We start from the raw sequence: 16,111 nt of genomic DNA, 5'->3' as shown, positions 1-16,111 counted from the left end.
TGTTCCAGCCTCTTTTTAGTATAGATGTATTGGATTTTTGGATTTTTTAGAAAATTATGATAAAATAAAGGATATGAAAAATGGGGATTCCTCATGCCTAGTTTGACTAGGAAACAAAATAGAAATTAGGTAGCTAGATGTCATCAAAAGTTATTGTTACAATTTTCGGTGCAAGTGGGGATTTGGCCAAACGTAAACTCTATCCTTCACTTTTTAGACTTTACAAATCAGGTAATTTGTCTGATCATTTTGCTGTTATTGGAACTGCTCGTAGACCTTGGAGTAAGGAATATTTTGAGTCTGTTGTAGTCGAATCCATTCTTGATTTGGCAGATAGCGTTGAAGAGGCTCAAGCGTTTGCTAGTCATTTTTACTATCAAAGTCACGATGTTAATGACACCGAACATTATATCGAATTACGCAAGCTTCAAGCTGAGTTAAACGAAAAATACCAAACTGACCACAACAAGCTCTTCTTCCTTTCAATGGCACCTCAGTTCTTTGGTACCATTGCCAAACACCTCAAGTCAGAACAAATCGTTGATGGTAAAGGCTTTGAACGTTTGATTGTTGAGAAACCTTTTGGTACAGACTACGCTACTGCTAAACAACTCAATGAGGAACTTCTTGCTACCTTTGACGAGGAGCAAATTTACCGCATTGACCACTATCTTGGTAAAGAGATGATTCAGAGTATCTTTGCAGTCCGCTTTGCCAATATGATTTTTGAAAATGTTTGGAATCGTGAGCACATCGATAATGTTCAGATCACCTTTGCAGAACGTCTAGGTGTTGAAGAGCGTGGTGGCTACTATGATGAATCTGGTGCCCTTCGTGACATGGTTCAAAACCATACCCTCCAACTTCTGTCACTCCTAGCTATGGACAAGCCTGCAAGCTTTACAAAGGATGACATTCGTGCGGAGAAAATCAAGGTCTTTAAAAACCTTTACCATCCTTCAGATGAAGAACTAAAAGAACACTTTATCCGAGGTCAATACCGTTCTGGTAAAGTCGATGGCATGAAATACATTTCTTACCGTAGCGAACCAAATGTTAACCCTGAATCTATGACAGAAACATTTGCTTCAGGTGCCTTCTTTGTAGATACTGATCGTTTCCGTGATGTACCTTTCTTCTTCCGGACAGGTAAACGTCTCACTGAAAAAGGAACACACGTGAATATTGTCTTCAAACAAATGGATTCCATTTTTGGAGAACCCCTAGCACCGAATATTTTGACAATCTACATCCAACCAACAGAAGGATTTTCACTTAGCCTTAATGGGAAAGAGGTTGGAGAAGAGTTTAAACTTGCACCTAATTCACTTGATTACAGAACAGATGCAACTGAAACAGGTGCTTCACCAGATCCATATGAAAAGCTCATCTACGACGTTTTAAATAACAACTCAACCAACTTTAGCCACTGGGAAGAAGTTAGCGCTTCTTGGGAGTTGATTGACCGCATTGAAAAACTTTGGGCTGAAAACGGTGCCCCACTCCATGACTACAAGGCTGGTAGCATGGGACCTCAAGCTAGCTTTGATCTCCTTGAAAAATACAGTGCTGAGTGGACTTGGCAACCAGATATCGCCTATCGTAAAGATGGTCGACTCGAATAGAAAAAATATCCTGCAAGAATTCTTGCAGGATATTCTTTTTTATAGTAGCCCTTCTAGAAGGCCTTTCATAAAGTTCTCAGAGTTGAACTCACCAATATCGTCAATCTTTTCACCAAAACCAATCAACTTAACAGGAATATTGAGTTCCTCACGGATAGCAAGAACAACACCACCTCGGGCAGTTCCATCAATCTTGGTTAAGACAATTCCTGTAACAGGAGTAATTTTTGAAAACTCTTTGGCTTGTACAAGAGCGTTTTGACCTGTCGAGGCATCCAGAGCTAGGAAGGTTTCATGCGGAGCTTCTGGCACAACACGTTTAATGATACGACCAATTTTTTCCAACTCTGCCATCAAGTTTTCCTTATTTTGTAAACGGCCAGCTGTATCAATCATGAGAATGTCAACACCTTCAGCCACCGCACGTTCCATCCCATCAAAAACCACACTCGCTGGATCTGCTTTTTCAGGTCCAGTAACCACAGGAACATCTACACGACGACCCCATTCTGCTAGCTGAGCTACCGCACCAGCACGGAAGGTATCAGCAGCAACAAGCATGACTTTCTTGCCTGCTTGCTTGTAGCGATGCGCTAATTTACCGATTGAAGTTGTTTTCCCGACACCATTAACACCTACAAAGAGCATGACTGTCAAACCATCTTGGAAGTTAATGCTTTCATTGTATTGTCCATCTTTTTCGTAAAGCTCTACTAATTTTTCTATGATGACACGACGGAGGACATCTGGTTTCTTGGCATTTTCAAGTTTTGCTTCATAGCGCAATTCTTCAGTGAGATTTGAAGCTACCTGTACACCAACGTCACTCATGATTAAGAGTTCTTCTAGTTCTTCGAAGAATTCTTCATCAACAGAGCGGAAGTTAGCAAAGAAAGCATTCAAACGAGCTCCAAAGCCCGTACGAGTTTTCTTGAGACTACGGTCATATTTTTCCTGTACAGTCTCTTGAACTTGAGGAATTTCTTCGATTACTAGATCTTCTTCCTCTTCTTCAGAGGTATCTGACTCCGTCTCGTCTGGTTGAACTTGATCAGCTTCTTCATCGTCGCTATCACTTGAAGGTACTTCTTCGACTGGTGACTCAGATTCTTCTGCAACAAACTCTGCTACCTCGTGAGCTCTTTCTTCAGTTTCTTCAACTTCTGTTGACTCTTCCTGACAACAATGGCACTCAGTTTTCTCTTCAAACTGAGTTGCTTTCGGTTCAACTGTTTCTAGTGTAGCTTCTGCCTCTGGTTCTGCAGACTCACTAGCTTCTTTAGAATAAGTTTCCTCAACTTCTGAACTATGATCGATTTCCTCAGTATTTTTCATTTCAACTTCTTCAGTTCCAAGTGCTTCAACTTCCTCGCTAGGTTCTGTCAGATCCAAGTTTTCCAAAGCTTCTTTAACGACTTCTTCGATTATTGGTTCTTCTTTTCTCCCAAATAAACGGTCAAATAATCCCATTCTTTAGTTCTCCTTCAGTACATATTTATCAATGGCCCAGGCAACAGCTTCCTCGTCATTGGTCATAGGGGTTACTACATTTGCAACTTCCTTGACCTCAGGCACAGCATTTTGCATAGCAACTCCGAGTCCTGCCCATTCAATCATGGAAAGGTCATTGGCCTCATCTCCACAAGCCATCACTTGACTTTGGTCAATTCCTAGATGGTCGATCAATTTAGCTAGTCCAGTAGCCTTATGAACGTTCTTTGGTGACCATTCCAAAAGCATGTCGCGAGATTTAAAAATTTCATAATTGTTAAACAAGTCTGGAGAAATAATAGCAATTGCGGCATCCAGTGGTTCTTGGGCAAAAGCGGTCACACATTTGTTGTAGGTCATTTGACTAGACAAATCTTCAAAAGCAGTTGGAACAAAAGTTAGAGCCGGGTTAAACTGAGCATATAAACTTTCTTGGTCAGACTGAATCTGATAAACTGTTCCTTCTGAAATGGCATCTAAGGGGATTCCTAATTTTTCAGTTTCTTCATAAATACGTGTCACATCATCAATTGAAAAGACTGTCTTATCAAGAATCTCACCTGTATTTTTCTGAACCAATCCACCATTAAAGGTGATAGTATACTCGTCATCATGGCCGTCTGTTCCAAGCTCTTTAAGGAAGAAATCCATAGCCTTGAGAGGACGTCCCGTTGTCAGTACCACTTTTACTCCCTGCTCACGCGCAGCCTTTAAAGTTGCCTTAGTACGATCAGTCAATTTCTTGTCTGTCGTCAGCAAAGTCCCATCTAAGTCTAGGGCAATTAATTTAATATCTGCCATTACAATCCCTCCATATAAGCAATAACTGATTGGTCTTTGTGATGTCCGATAACTGTTTCAGCTAGTTCTAAAATCTCTGGACGAGCATTTTCAGGTGCGACTGGGTGCCCTACAACTTGCATCATGTGCAGGTCATTAAGATTATCACCAAAGGCCATCACCTGGTCCATATCTAGATTTAACTTCTTGACCAATTCGACAATAGCAACTCCCTTGTCAACATGGTCTAAAACGATGTCAATGGATTCAAATCCTGTCGTCATAGCCTTGACCCCAGGAACATGTTCATTGACCCAAGCTTCTCCGGCTTCTACTGTCTCTTCAGTAAAGTTAGTTGTGAATTTGAAAATCTCATCGGTAATCTCTTCAAGACTGGCTACTTTTTTGATATTTTCATTGTAATGATGACTAAACATAAGATAGGTTTCATCTACTGTGTCTAATACATAGCAAGCCTCTTTACCAGTCAAGAGCATCTTTTTCTCATCAAAATAAGGTGAAGTCTTTAGTTTTTCAAATGTTGATAGGTAAAAATCTCGAGGCATGGTTGCTTCATAGAGGTCCTCTCCATGGAAACGAACGAGACTCCCATTTTCAGCAATGAAAATAATCTCATCTTTAACATCTGCAAAATGCTTTTCAAGTGACAAAAGCCCACGACCAGAGGCAACAGCAAAGTAGATTCCTTTTTCTTGATAAGAATGGAGCAACTTTTTCAGACGCTCCATATCAAATTGACCGGCACCATCTAAAAAAGTACCGTCCATATCCGTTGCTACTAATTTAATCATAAAATTCTTCATACTCCAATTAATAAATCTACCTTCTATTATACCATAGAAAAAGCAAAAAAAGACGTGCTGAATTGACACGTCCTTGTCTTCTATAAATCAATCCATATGCCATTTTGAAGGCCAGGCTGATTTTCTTACTTTCTTTTATATCCAGCCTCTCAACTCTTTTCTGCCAAAGTTCTTGATTAAAGTCTATTCTGAGAGTTAATCAACTATTGCGTAAAAATTATCAATCTTTGGTTGAGATACATTTGTCACAATCATAAATAGCATATAGTTCTTGACATATAATCTTGCATATGAAAAAATACTTGTTGGAGGTTGATAATATGACTGAAAAAATCAAAAACTGGGTCAATATTTGCGTTTTGAAAAATCAAGAAATTTTATTACTTAATAGACAGCACGATAATTTTCCTGGCTGGATTCCACCGGGGGGAAAAGTTGAATTCCCTGAAAGTTTTTTTGAAGCTGCATTACGCGAACTTAAGGAAGAGACTGGACTCACTGCATTAAATCTTGAATTAAAGGGAATTTCAGGCTTTACTAATTCAATTGGTAATGAGAGATTTGTCTTCTATGACTTTTTATGTACTCAGTTTACTGGTGAACTAAGCACATCTGCTGAAGGTGAGCCAAAATGGTGGAATCTAAAAGATATTGATAAAATACCAATGCAAGATGAAATAAGAAAAAGGCTACCACTTTATTTAAGAAAAGGAAGCTTTGAAAGTATTAACTATTGGGATGATAATAAGAAATGCATTAGTGAAAACAAAACAATTTTATTTGACTAATATTCTCTACAGTATAATTAAATGTAAAAGTCTTAAACCATTAGTAATTTTTGTATAATTCAATACTCAACACAATCCGTCTTTAATAACATATAATTTAACGTTTTACAAAACAAGGGTATCTAATAAAAATCATCTACTCTAACAATTTTTTCCTTATATCTATAGATAGCTACAAAGCCTTGGAAACAGCTTATTCCAAGGCTTTCTCTATATATTCTATTGCATCAATTGGGTCAATTGTTATTAAAAATATAAGCCCTTTTCCACACTTTCCTGAATCAAGTCTTCCGTCAGTTTCCATAATTCTTCTGATTCACTTTTTATGAACTTTTTCTTTTCTAATACCATGTCTGCACTAATATTATCAGGATTATAATTGAATTCTGACACTTCTAAGTGATTTATCAGTGGTACCAAGGAGTCGATCACTCTTGCATATCTTGCTTCAGCACTCTGCCCTTTTTCAAATTCCAACCACAAATTTTTCATATTCAAATATTTCTCTTCTGGAAGGAGGCTCATTGTTTTTTCTATAGATGCTAGTTCTCTATCATGAGAATGAAGCTTTTTTTCATCATCAAAAACCCAAGTATCTCCGGCATAAATCTCACCTAAATCATGAATCAATAACATAGAAGTGACTTTTTCCATATCCAATTTTTCAGGATAATAATCTTGAAGAACCATTGCAGCTATGGCACCCTGCCAGGAATGCTCGGCACTATTTTCAAATCTGCCATCAAGAGTTCTATTAAATCTTGTCACTGACTTTAATTTCTCTATTTCTTTAATAAAATCAACAGAATGTTTCAAATTACTCATTGCTATTCCTACTTTATTCTAAATTACAAATATAATAGCAAAAATTAATCTTTACATCATTAATTTCCCGTATTTGCAAAAAAATAACGCCTAATCCACATGAGATTAGACGCTGATAAAATGACTATTTTAAACTTATTTACGGGTTTAGAATTAAACTTTCAGCCATTCATCAATTCAAGGTTCTCTTATCCATATTTGGCAAAGAGAGTCGGAATTTAATGATGCAGAGTCGAATCACAAAACCAACAATAGAAACAATGATAAAGACAGTGATTCTTGGAAAGTGAAGGACAAAGGCCAACCAATAATAAATAACTCCAATTACGAAAGATAGAAGGGCATAAATATCTTCTTTTAGAACACTTGGGACTTCATTGATCAGGAGGTCTCGGATAATTCCACCACCTGCACCCGTTAAGCAGGCTAAAAGACCTGCAGACATCAAATTTAGCTTACTATCCACTAAGGCTGTCGCTCCAATCAAGGAAAAGATAATTAGCCCAATGGAGTCAAAGATGAGATAGGCTTCTCTCAACCACTTATAGAATTTTTTTTCTTGACTAGCATTGGCTTGTTTTGAAGTTACAAAGACATACATGATAACCGCTACAAGGATAGAGACATAAATCGGGCTGGGATCAGCAAGAGAGGAAGGAAAACGACTGATAATAGAATCTCTCAAAATCCCTCCACCTACTGCCGTTACAATTGCCAATAAACTAATTCCAAAAATATCTAATCGTTTACCAAATCCTTTGATGGCTCCTGAAGCCGCGAAGGCTATAGTCCCAATATAATTACAGATCATTAGGAATAGGTCAAAATCCATATAAGCTCCTCAATTTATTTTTGTAACCTTTCCGACTTCTTGAAGGTTATTCTAAATACTTTAGCTTGAAATGTTGTATCGAAAACAAACTAAGCATCCATATTTTCTAAGTCTTTTAGTTTAACAGACACAATCTTAGAAACACCAGATTCTTGCATGGTCACCCCATAAATAGAGTCTGCGGCCGCCATTGTACCCTTACGGTGGGTAACGACGATAAACTGGCTATCCTTGTCAAATCGATTGAGATAATCCCCAAAGCGTTTAACGTTTGCTTCATCAAGTGCAGCTTCTACTTCATCCAAGATAACAAATGGAATAGTCTTGACCCGAATGATTGAGAAGAGCAAAGCCAGAGCTGACAAGGCCTTCTCTCCACCACTCATGAGATTGAGTGATTGGATTTTCTTGCCCGGTGGTTGCACAGAGATTTCGACACCTGCTGTCAATAAATCACCTTCTGTCAGAATTAGGTCTGCTTGCCCACCACCAAACATCTGCTTAAAGGTCACCTTAAAGGACTCACGAATAGCTTCGAATGTTGACTTAAAGCGTTCTTTCACTTCATCATTCATCTCTGTAATGGTTTCAAGAAGTAAGTTTTTAGCAGAAAGAATGTCATCACGCTGACTATTCAAGAATTCCAAGCGTTCGTGAACTTCGTCAAACTGTTCAATAGCATCCAAGTTAACCGGACCAAGTGAACGAATGGATTTTTCCAAATCCTTGACCTTTTGTTCAGCGACAGCCAAGTCTTCCAATTGGTTGGCTTGTTCTAAAGCTTCTGTATAGCTAATCTGATATTCTTCAGTCAGTTGACCTTGAAGATAGCGAAGGCGGTCCGTAATCTTCTCTTTGGTTGCTTCTGCACGTGTTTGCTTACGAATCCATTCTTCATTTTGCTGACGAGCTTGTTCTAAATGACTAGCAATATCATCTAATTGACCTTCAATATCATCCAGCTCAAACTGCTTACGAATAAGCCCTTGTTGAATTTCTTCCTTCTGACTCTTGGCTTCTGCTTCCTGCTTGGCCAAAAGTTCCGTATCAACTTTTTCAAGATTGTCTACCTTTTCTTGGAGAAGACGTTCGATTTCATCTTGCTCAATATTGAGGTTCTCAAGTTCTTTATTGATCCGTTCAATATCTGCAACTTCATAACGCTTTTGACCTAACATTTCTGTTTTACGAAGACGCTCTTGAGAAAGTTTTTCCTGTAAGTTTTGATAGCGTTCCTGAATAGCATTTTTATTGGACTTGATTTCTTCAATCTCAGATTCCAGCTTTTGCTTTTCAGTTGCAATAACTGCGAGACGTTCTTGGCATTTTTCTTTTTCAGCTTGCCAATCTCCACCTCTGAGATTAGTTAATTCTTGCTCCTGAAGTTTTAAGAGTGTTTCGAGTTCTTCGACTTGCTGGCAAGTTTGTTGATAAGCAAGATACAAGCCCTGCTCCTCTATACGAGCTTGCTCTCCCTGGGACTTAATGGTCTCCAAAGTCTGAGTGAGGGCAGTCAAGGCTTCTTGAACTGATTTCAGATTTTCCTCCTCTTGACGAAGAAGCTTTTCTTCTTGAGCAATTTCTTTTTGCAATTGCTCCAATTCAGGCTTGATGAAAATACTGTTATTTTGACGATTGGCACCACCAGCATAAGAACCACCTGTTCGCAATTCTGTACCGTCTAGCGTTACCATCCGAACTTGATAACGTACCTTGCGAGCTGCATCACGAGCATGCTCTACCGTATCAAAGATTGCTGTTGTAGCAAGCAAGTTTTTAAATATAGCTTCATGCTTGGCATCAAAAGTAACCAATTCATCTGCCATTCCAAGAAAACCTGGACTTGAGGCAATCACATCTTGATTCTGCCCAGAAATGCTACGTGCCTTAATAGTTGTTAAAGGTAGGAAGGTCGCGCGACCAGCTCGGTTTCTCTTAAGAAAATCGATGGCCTTTGTTGCTGCCTGTTCATCTTCAACGATAATGTGTTGGCTACTTGCACCAAGAGCAATTTCAAGTGCTGTCTGATAACGAACATCAAAGGTCAAATGTTCACTAACAGCTCCAACAATACCTCCTAGGCGATTTTTCTCTTGTAGAACACTCTTAACACCCGCATAAAAATTACTATGGTTTTTAAGAATGTTTTCCAAACTTTGTGCCTTGGCCTGCTTGTTTTTCAAACTATCTAAACGATCAAAGAGTTGATTTTGTTGACTTTGGTAAACCTGTTTTTGTTCTTCTTCCTGTTTAGCATTCGTCTGATAGTCAGCGAGTAAGTTCTGTACTTCTTCTTTAGCAGATTTTAGGGCAAGCTCTTGGTCAGCAGCCTTAGACTTGGCAGTAGCCAATTGTTCCTTCAAGGATACTAATTGTTCTTCTTGCTTTTGAGTCTGTTGGCGACTATTTTCAAGGTCATTTTCAATCCGTGTCAGCTGGTTAGAAACATCTGCTTCTTCTTGTAAAAAGGCAACGAAACGTTCACGCAATTGCTCAATCATTTGGTCTGGATCATCAGAAAAAGCTAACAACTCAGCTTCTAAACGATTGACTTCCTTAGTATTGACAGCTAGATTTTCTTCTAACTGACTGAGATTTGTTTCTTTTTCTTCCTTCTCTTGAATGAGAACATTTCTCTTTTCGTCCAAACTAGCCAAACGAGCCTGTGCCTCTTGTTGATTGAGAGCAACCTGCTCTGTCTCCAGTTTAGACAAGGCCAATTTCCGTTCTAAATCACTGATTAGAGCAGTCAAATCCATCAAACTAGTTTGATCTTTAGCCATCTCTGCTTGTAAATCATGACGTTTCTTTTTGAGAGTTTGGTTTTCTTCTTCTAAGTCTTGACGTTTTTGATAATAGCTGGTCAAAAGTTCTTGGACTTGATTTAATTCTTCCTCTGTTACATCCAATTCAGTCTTATTGGCTTGAATTTGTGCGACCAAAACATCCAAGTAGATGGCTTTACGTTGCCCGTCTAGTTCTATAAATTTACGGGCTGTTGCTGCTTGTTTTTCCAAGGGCTTGATTTGATTGTCTAACTCATAGATGATATCTTCCAAACGATCCAAGTTGTCCTGAGTTTGTTGCAGCTTACTTTCTGTCTCTTTACGACGGGTTTTATACTTCAAAACTCCCGCCGCTTCTTCAAAGATAGCGCGACGTTCCTCAGGTTTAGAGTTAAAGATTTCTTCAACCTTCCCTTGGGAAATGATGGAGAAAGAATCACGTCCGAGTCCAGTATCTAAGAAGAGGTCATGGATATCACGGAGACGAACTTTTTTGCCGTCAATCTTGTACTCACTATCTCCACTCCGATAGATATGACGTTCAACTTTGATTTCCTGGCCTGCATCCTTGATAAAGCCATCTTGGTTATCCAAAGTAACAATAACAGAAGCGTAGTTTAGAGGCTTCCGACTTTCTGTTCCTGCAAAGATGACATCAGGCATCTTCCCACCACGCAGACTCTTGACACTAGATTCACCAAGTGCCCAACGGAGGCTTTCAGTGATATTTGATTTCCCAGAGCCATTTGGTCCTACAACCGCCGTCACCCCTTGGTCAAAAACAACCTTGGTCTTGTCAGCAAAGGACTTAAACCCTTGGATCTCAATTTCCTTTAAATACATGAATCCAGCCCTTTCTCAACTGCATTTTTAGCGGCTTCCTGCTCGGCCAATTTTTTAGAGCGTCCTTTACCTGAACCTAGACTTTCCCCCTCAACAAGGACTTCAACCTCAAACATCTTATCATGGGCTGGCCCAATCTCTGAAATCACCTGATAACGAATATCAACATCTCCATTAACTTGGAGCAATTCTTGAAGGTGAGTCTTATAATCCTTGATCATCTCAAAATCGCCAGCTTCAACCTTAGGAATCATGACTTGGTAGATAAAGGTTTTTACAGTCTTTATATCCTTATCTAAAAGCAGAGCACCCAAAAAGGCTTCAAAAGCGTCGCCCAAGATCGTGTCTCGGTTACGACCACCAGACTTTTCCTCCCCCTTACCAAGCTTGATAAACTGGTCAAACTGACAATCACGGGCAAAACCAGCCAAACTCTCCTCACGGACAATCATAGCACGGAGTTTTGACAAGTCCCCTTCTGGTTTTTTAGGGTATTTTTTAAACAGATATTCTGAAATTAATAATTGCAGAACAGCGTCTCCTAAAAATTCCAAGCGTTCGTTGTGTGAAATTTTTAAGAGGCGGTGCTCATTGGCATAACTGGTATGGGTAAAAGCTGTTTCAAGTAAGCTTTTATCTGTAAAAACAAGCTCAAAACGGTCTTGTAACACTGATTCTAATTCTTTCATGACTACCTCTTTCTAAATCATTATAATCCTATCCATTATATCAAAAAAAGGCTTCATAGTCAGAAAAGAACAGTGAAAAGCTCATTTTCTAACTTCTAGCTAAAATCAGCCCCCAGCTAGCGAATTGGGCTTTTTTTTGGTATAATAAATCTTATGGAAATTGAAAAAACCAATCGAATGAATGCTCTGTTTGAATTTTATGCAGCCCTTTTAACTGATAAGCAGATGAACTATATCGAACTCTACTATGCAGACGACTATAGTTTAGCTGAAATCGCTGAAGAATTCGGTGTCAGTCGCCAGGCCGTTTATGATAATATCAAACGAACTGAAAAGATATTGGAAGACTATGAGATGAAACTCCATATGTACTCTGACTACATTGTTCGCAGTCAAATTTTTGATCAGATTTTGGAGCGTTATCCAGAGGATGCTTTTCTGCAAGAGCAAATTGAGATTTTGACCAGTATTGATAATAGGGAGTAATCATGGAAAATCTTGTTGTCTATAAAGGAATACCTTGCAAACTATTAGCTGCAGAGGAACCATTTCCTACAAGACTACAAATTCTCTCACCTGATTCTGTTCCTCAAGCCCTTAAAGAAGGATTTAGCTGTTGGGGATATCCAAATGAAATCATGAAAGAAGTCACAACCGAAGAACTAGAGAGTTTGCAACATTTCGGACGATTTCCACTGAATTGAAAAAATAGGAGAAAATAATGGCATTTGAAAATTTAACAGAACGTTTGCAGAACGTCTTTAAAAACCTACGTAAAAAAGGAAAAATTACAGAGAGCGATATCCAAGAAGCAACCAAGGAAATTCGTCTAGCTCTTTTAGAAGCCGACGTTGCTCTACCAGTTGTCAAGGATTTTATCAAGAAGGTTCGTGAACGTGCCGTCGGACATGAAGTGATTGATACCCTCAATCCAGCCCAACAAATCATCAAGATTGTTAACGAAGAATTGACAGAAGTCCTTGGTTCAGATACAGCTGAGATTATCAAGTCTCCAAAAATCCCAACCATTATCATGATGGTCGGTTTGCAGGGGGCTGGTAAAACAACTTTTGCAGGTAAACTTGCTAACAAACTTAAAAAGGAAGAGGATGCTCGTCCTTTGATGATTGCGGCCGATATCTATCGTCCTGCTGCTATTGACCAGCTCAAGACACTCGGACAACAAATTGATGTACCTGTCTTTGCTCTTGGTACTGAAGTTCCTGCAGTTGAGATTGTTCGCCAAGGTTTGGAGCAAGCCAAAGCCAACCATAATGACTATGTCTTGATTGATACGGCTGGTCGTCTGCAAATTGACGAGCTTCTCATGAACGAGCTCCGTGATGTTAAAGCTCTTGCTCAACCAAATGAAATCCTTCTCGTCATAGATGCCATGATTGGTCAGGAAGCTGCAAACGTTGCGCGTGAATTTAACGCTCAATTAGAAGTTACCGGTGTCATCCTTACCAAGATTGACGGGGACACTCGTGGTGGTGCTGCCCTCTCTGTTCGTCACATCACAGGAAAACCAATCAAATTCACTGGTACTGGTGAAAAAATTACCGACATTGAAACCTTCCACCCTGACCGTATGGCTAGCCGTATTCTCGGTATGGGGGATATGCTGACTCTGATTGAGAAAGCTTCTCAAGAATACGACGAGCAAAAAGCCATTGAAATGGCTGAAAAGATGCGAGAAAACACCTTTGATTTCAACGATTTCATCGATCAGTTGGATCAGGTGCAAAATATGGGACCAATGGAAGATTTGCTCAAGATGATTCCAGGTATGGCCAACAATCCTGCCGTCCAAAATATGAAGGTGGACGAAAAACAAATTGCTCGCAAACGTGCCATCGTCTCTTCTATGACTCCTGAAGAACGTGAAAACCCAGATTTGCTCACACCAAGCCGTCGTCGTCGTATCGCTGCTGGTTCTGGTAATACTTTTATCGAAGTCAACAAGTTCATCAAGGACTTCAACCAAGCTAAACAACTCATGCAAGGTGTCATGTCTGGTGACATGAACAAGATGATGAAACAGATGGGCATCAACCCTAACAACCTTCCTAAAAATATGCCTGGGGGTATGGATATGTCTGCCCTTGAAGGTATGATGGGACAAGGTGGTATGCCTGACCTTTCAGCTCTTGGTGGAGCAGGAATGCCTGATATGAGCCAGATGTTTGGTGGAGGTCTCAAGGGTAAAATCGGTGAATTTGCTATGAAGCAATCCATGAAACGCATGGCCAATAAAATGAAAAAAGCTAAGAAAAAACGTAAATAAAAGGGACTCGCTTGAGTCCTTTTTTATTGTTCTTTTCTAAGTTTCTCCAAGGTTTGCTTGAAGATATCTGGGATATCAGCAGTAAATTCCATAGTTTCCCCTGTTTTAGGATGGGTAAATCCAAGAGTCTTGGCATGGAGAAATTGTCCATGTCCCTTTAGGGTTTTACGAGGTCCATAAACTTCATCACCAGCTACAGGATGGCCAATATAAGCCATGTGTACACGGATTTGGTGAGTTCGTCCTGTTTCCAGCTGCAATTCCAATACGGTATAGTCACCGAAACGTTCTAAAACTTGGAAGCGTGTCACTGCTGGTTTCCCTTTAGCAGTCACTGCTTGTTTCTTGCGGTCTTTTTCGCTACGTCCAATTGGCGCCTCAATAACTCCACGGTCGTTGGGAAGATTCCCATGAACAATGGCCCAATATTTCCGAAGTGATTTCTTGTCTTTCAATTCTTGAGCGAGCGCCATGTGAGCATTATCGTTTTTTGCAATCATCAAGAGACCAGATGTATCCTTATCGATACGGTGGACAATCCCTGGACGCAATACACCATTAATACCAGATAGGTCTTTGATGTGATACATCAGAGCATTAACCAAGGTACCACTGGTGTGACCAGCGCTTGGATGAACAACCATACCCTGAGGTTTGTTAACTACTGCTACATCCTCATCTTGGTAAATAATTTCTAACGGAATATCTTCAGCCACATACTCTAAAACTTCTGGTTCAGGAACTTGATAAGTGACAACATCTCCTTCTTGGACCGTATACTTGGCTTTCTTAACCTGGCCGTTGACCAGGACTTGACCTGACTTGATTTGTTCGTTGGCAAGACTACGAGACAATTCTGTTAGATCTGATAGAGCCTTGTCTAAGCGTAGTCCACCTGTTTCAATTTTAATTTCCATTCATTTCCTCTTTTAGCATTGCAAGCAATAAAACAAGCACTCCTACTGTCAGATAACTATCTGCCACATTGAATATGGCAAAATTGACAAAGTCCAAGTGGAACATATCCACAACAAATCCTTGGCTAATACGATCGATAAAGTTTCCCAGACCACCTGCAATGATTAAAACTAAGCCAAAGACTGTCCAGGTAGAATCTTCCATATGCTTGTGTAAATACCAAATAGCCCCTGCCATAACTACCATAGTTATCACCGCAAAAAACCACTGTTGATCTTGAAGCATAGAAAAGGCTGCCCCCCTATTTTGCAGATAGGTTAAACTAACTAGATTTGGGATCCATGATTTAACTTCACCTAGAGCAATATTCTGAACGACATAAGCTTTTACCAATTGATCTAACACGATTAAGGCTGCTATGATTCCTGCTACTATTCCTCTTTTTTTCATGACTTCCTCTTCTGACTAAAATACTCTTGCATGACCTCTACAAATAAAGTTCCTGCTTGGCTCAATTCTACTTCTTCACGCTTGACATAAACCATGCGATTATTGAGATTATCATTTAGCGGAATAACCGTGATCCCGTTCACACTATCGCTATCTAAAAATCCAGATCCAGTCGCATAAGCATTTGTTCTTTCAAGAATCCCATTTAAGGTAGCGCGGTCAGTTACATTAAACATTTGAGAGCTAGCACTTGTATCTACAAAGTTCTCTGAGTAATAAAGATACTCATCCTTTTCTTGCGTGAATCGAACTGTTGGTAAATCTGCCAAATCCTCCATAACCAACTCTTTTTTCTTGGCTAACGGATGTCTTTCACGCAGATAGATATGCGTCTGGAAAGGAATCAACTCAATCACTTCAAGTCCTAACTTTTCAACCCGTTGCATGATTCCTTTTTGGTTTTGATTGTTGAGGTAGATAATTCCAATCTCACTATGTCCTTGGGCTACTTCATCCAAAATCTGAACAGTTGTAGATTCAAAAATACGAAAATTCTTATAATCAGGATATTGTTGCGAAAAAGCTGTAATGGTTGGTGGCAAGAAATCATAGTGCTGGCTGGCTATTGAAAACTCATCTTTCTCCTCTTCAGGATTGGCATACTGATTTTGGAAAACATCAAATCCTTTAACCAGATCTTGTGCCTTTTCATAAAATTCCATCCCACGACGTGTAAGAAAAGTTCCTGAACTGGTTCTACGAAAAATCTTGAAGCCAAGCTCTTTTTCCAAGTCTCTTACAGAAATAGATAGACTGGGTTGGCTAACGTACATTTTCTCAGCCGCTTCACGAAAAGTACCACTATTAGCAATAGCTACAACGTAGCGTAATTGTTGAATATTCATGATTTCTCCTTCGATTTCTATCTTATCATTATACCATAAATCAAGCCTATCTAACAAAGGAAAATCAT

15 protein-coding genes are annotated in these 16,111 nt (G+C 39.4%); 5 read left to right on the top strand and 10 right to left on the bottom strand.

All coding sequences use genetic code 11. From position 1 onward, the window contains the following. The first annotated feature begins 137 nt into the window (after positions 1-137). On the top strand, positions 138-1,625 hold the full coding sequence (gene zwf / locus K1I67_RS03925) for a glucose-6-phosphate dehydrogenase (protein ID WP_223338866.1): 1,488 nt from the start codon (positions 138-140) through the stop codon (positions 1,623-1,625). Positions 1,626-1,664: 39 nt separating this feature from the next. Here zwf and ftsY read toward each other — a convergent pair whose 3' ends face one another. From ftsY to K1I67_RS03910, 3 genes are read right to left on the bottom strand one after another with little or no spacing between them, the layout of a single operon-like run. Next, entirely contained in the window at positions 1,665-3,095 is a 1,431-nt protein-coding gene (gene ftsY, locus K1I67_RS03920; protein WP_223338864.1) for a signal recognition particle-docking protein FtsY, read from the bottom strand. 3 nt (positions 3,096-3,098) lie between these two features. After that, positions 3,099-3,917, bottom strand: coding sequence for a Cof-type HAD-IIB family hydrolase (locus K1I67_RS03915; RefSeq protein ID WP_223338862.1), 819 nt, complete (start codon positions 3,915-3,917; stop codon positions 3,099-3,101). Continuing rightward, positions 3,917-4,708, bottom strand: coding sequence for a Cof-type HAD-IIB family hydrolase (locus K1I67_RS03910; protein ID WP_049526929.1), 792 nt, complete (start codon positions 4,706-4,708; stop codon positions 3,917-3,919). Before K1I67_RS03910 ends, K1I67_RS03915 begins: the two co-directional genes overlap by 1 nt. 332 nt (positions 4,709-5,040) lie before the next feature. Here K1I67_RS03910 and K1I67_RS03905 point away from each other — a divergent pair, with 332 nt between their 5' ends. Next, on the top strand, positions 5,041-5,508 hold the full coding sequence (locus K1I67_RS03905) for an 8-oxo-dGTP diphosphatase (protein WP_000136624.1): 468 nt from the start codon (positions 5,041-5,043) through the stop codon (positions 5,506-5,508). 246 nt (positions 5,509-5,754) lie between these two features. On the opposite strand, the gene K1I67_RS03900 is transcribed toward K1I67_RS03905, so the two are convergent. From K1I67_RS03900 to rnc, 4 genes are all read right to left on the bottom strand, one after another. Next, the gene (locus K1I67_RS03900) at positions 5,755-6,333 is read right to left on the bottom strand and encodes an HD domain-containing protein (RefSeq protein ID WP_223338860.1); all 579 of its coding nucleotides are present in this window, start codon (positions 6,331-6,333) and stop codon (positions 5,755-5,757) included. A 172-nt stretch (positions 6,334-6,505) separates the two neighbouring features. Beyond that, entirely contained in the window at positions 6,506-7,165 is a 660-nt protein-coding gene (locus K1I67_RS03895) for a trimeric intracellular cation channel family protein (RefSeq protein ID WP_223338857.1), read from the bottom strand. A gap of 89 nt (positions 7,166-7,254) precedes the next feature. Next, complete coding sequence (gene smc, locus K1I67_RS03890) at positions 7,255-10,794, bottom strand: chromosome segregation protein SMC (protein WP_223338856.1); 3,540 nt, start codon at positions 10,792-10,794, stop codon at positions 7,255-7,257. Continuing rightward, complete coding sequence (rnc, locus tag K1I67_RS03885; RefSeq protein WP_223338855.1) at positions 10,785-11,483, bottom strand: ribonuclease III; 699 nt, start codon at positions 11,481-11,483, stop codon at positions 10,785-10,787. The genes smc and rnc overlap by 10 nt, the downstream gene beginning before the upstream one ends. A 153-nt stretch (positions 11,484-11,636) precedes the next feature. On the opposite strand from rnc, the gene K1I67_RS03880 reads away from it, so the two are divergent. Genes K1I67_RS03880 through ffh form a run of 3 tightly spaced genes read left to right on the top strand, consistent with a single transcriptional unit; the run spans position 11,637 to position 13,770 of the window. After that, entirely contained in the window at positions 11,637-11,969 is a 333-nt protein-coding gene (locus tag K1I67_RS03880; protein WP_000402062.1) for a putative DNA-binding protein, read from the top strand. Between the two features lie 2 nt (positions 11,970-11,971). Next, positions 11,972-12,187 carry a 2-oxoglutarate:acceptor oxidoreductase gene (locus K1I67_RS03875; RefSeq protein ID WP_223338854.1) on the top strand — a complete coding sequence of 72 codons (216 nt, stop codon included), beginning with the start codon at positions 11,972-11,974 and terminating at the stop codon, positions 12,185-12,187. A 17-nt stretch (positions 12,188-12,204) separates the two neighbouring features. Then, positions 12,205-13,770: a signal recognition particle protein gene (gene ffh, locus K1I67_RS03870; RefSeq protein WP_223338853.1), complete on the top strand. Its 1,566-nt coding sequence runs from the start codon at positions 12,205-12,207 to the stop codon at positions 13,768-13,770. A 23-nt stretch (positions 13,771-13,793) separates the two neighbouring features. On the opposite strand, the gene K1I67_RS03865 is transcribed toward ffh, so the two are convergent. From K1I67_RS03865 to K1I67_RS03855, 3 genes are read right to left on the bottom strand one after another with little or no spacing between them, the layout of a single operon-like run. After that, positions 13,794-14,687 carry an RluA family pseudouridine synthase gene (locus tag K1I67_RS03865; protein WP_223338852.1) on the bottom strand — a complete coding sequence of 298 codons (894 nt, stop codon included), beginning with the start codon at positions 14,685-14,687 and terminating at the stop codon, positions 13,794-13,796. Continuing rightward, positions 14,677-15,138 carry a signal peptidase II gene (lspA, locus tag K1I67_RS03860; protein WP_223338850.1) on the bottom strand — a complete coding sequence of 154 codons (462 nt, stop codon included), beginning with the start codon at positions 15,136-15,138 and terminating at the stop codon, positions 14,677-14,679. Before lspA ends, K1I67_RS03865 begins: the two co-directional genes overlap by 11 nt. Next, positions 15,135-16,043 (bottom strand): LysR family transcriptional regulator, encoded by a 909-nt coding sequence (locus K1I67_RS03855; RefSeq protein WP_223338848.1) that lies wholly within the window; start codon positions 16,041-16,043, stop codon positions 15,135-15,137. The genes lspA and K1I67_RS03855 overlap by 4 nt, the downstream gene beginning before the upstream one ends. Positions 16,044-16,111 lie beyond the last annotated feature (68 nt).

Source organism: Streptococcus infantis (assembly GCF_019929575.1).
GTDB lineage: Bacteria > Bacillota > Bacilli > Lactobacillales > Streptococcaceae > Streptococcus > Streptococcus infantis_L.
Note: the sequence above shows the minus strand (reverse complement) of the source record. Positions and strands in the feature narration are given on the sequence as shown.

Bases quoted from the DNA above. Each gene is read 5' to 3' on its own strand.
- zwf (WP_223338866.1), top strand. From the start codon at position 138: ATGTCATCAAAAGTTATTGTTACAATTTTCGGTGCAAGTGGGGATTTG.
- ftsY (WP_223338864.1), bottom strand. From the start codon at position 3,095: ATGGGATTATTTGACCGTTTATTTGGGAGAAAAGAAGAACCAATAATC.
- K1I67_RS03915 (WP_223338862.1), bottom strand. From the start codon at position 3,917: ATGGCAGATATTAAATTAATTGCCCTAGACTTAGATGGGACTTTGCTG.
- K1I67_RS03910 (WP_049526929.1), bottom strand. From the start codon at position 4,708: ATGATTAAATTAGTAGCAACGGATATGGACGGTACTTTTTTAGATGGT.
- K1I67_RS03905 (WP_000136624.1), top strand. From the start codon at position 5,041: ATGACTGAAAAAATCAAAAACTGGGTCAATATTTGCGTTTTGAAAAAT.
- K1I67_RS03900 (WP_223338860.1), bottom strand. From the start codon at position 6,333: ATGAGTAATTTGAAACATTCTGTTGATTTTATTAAAGAAATAGAGAAA.
- K1I67_RS03895 (WP_223338857.1), bottom strand. From the start codon at position 7,165: ATGGATTTTGACCTATTCCTAATGATCTGTAATTATATTGGGACTATA.
- smc (WP_223338856.1), bottom strand. From the start codon at position 10,794: ATGTATTTAAAGGAAATTGAGATCCAAGGGTTTAAGTCCTTTGCTGAC.
- rnc (WP_223338855.1), bottom strand. From the start codon at position 11,483: ATGAAAGAATTAGAATCAGTGTTACAAGACCGTTTTGAGCTTGTTTTT.
- K1I67_RS03880 (WP_000402062.1), top strand. From the start codon at position 11,637: ATGGAAATTGAAAAAACCAATCGAATGAATGCTCTGTTTGAATTTTAT.
- K1I67_RS03875 (WP_223338854.1), top strand. From the start codon at position 11,972: ATGGAAAATCTTGTTGTCTATAAAGGAATACCTTGCAAACTATTAGCT.
- ffh (WP_223338853.1), top strand. From the start codon at position 12,205: ATGGCATTTGAAAATTTAACAGAACGTTTGCAGAACGTCTTTAAAAAC.
- K1I67_RS03865 (WP_223338852.1), bottom strand. From the start codon at position 14,687: ATGGAAATTAAAATTGAAACAGGTGGACTACGCTTAGACAAGGCTCTA.
- lspA (WP_223338850.1), bottom strand. From the start codon at position 15,138: ATGAAAAAAAGAGGAATAGTAGCAGGAATCATAGCAGCCTTAATCGTG.
- K1I67_RS03855 (WP_223338848.1), bottom strand. From the start codon at position 16,043: ATGAATATTCAACAATTACGCTACGTTGTAGCTATTGCTAATAGTGGT.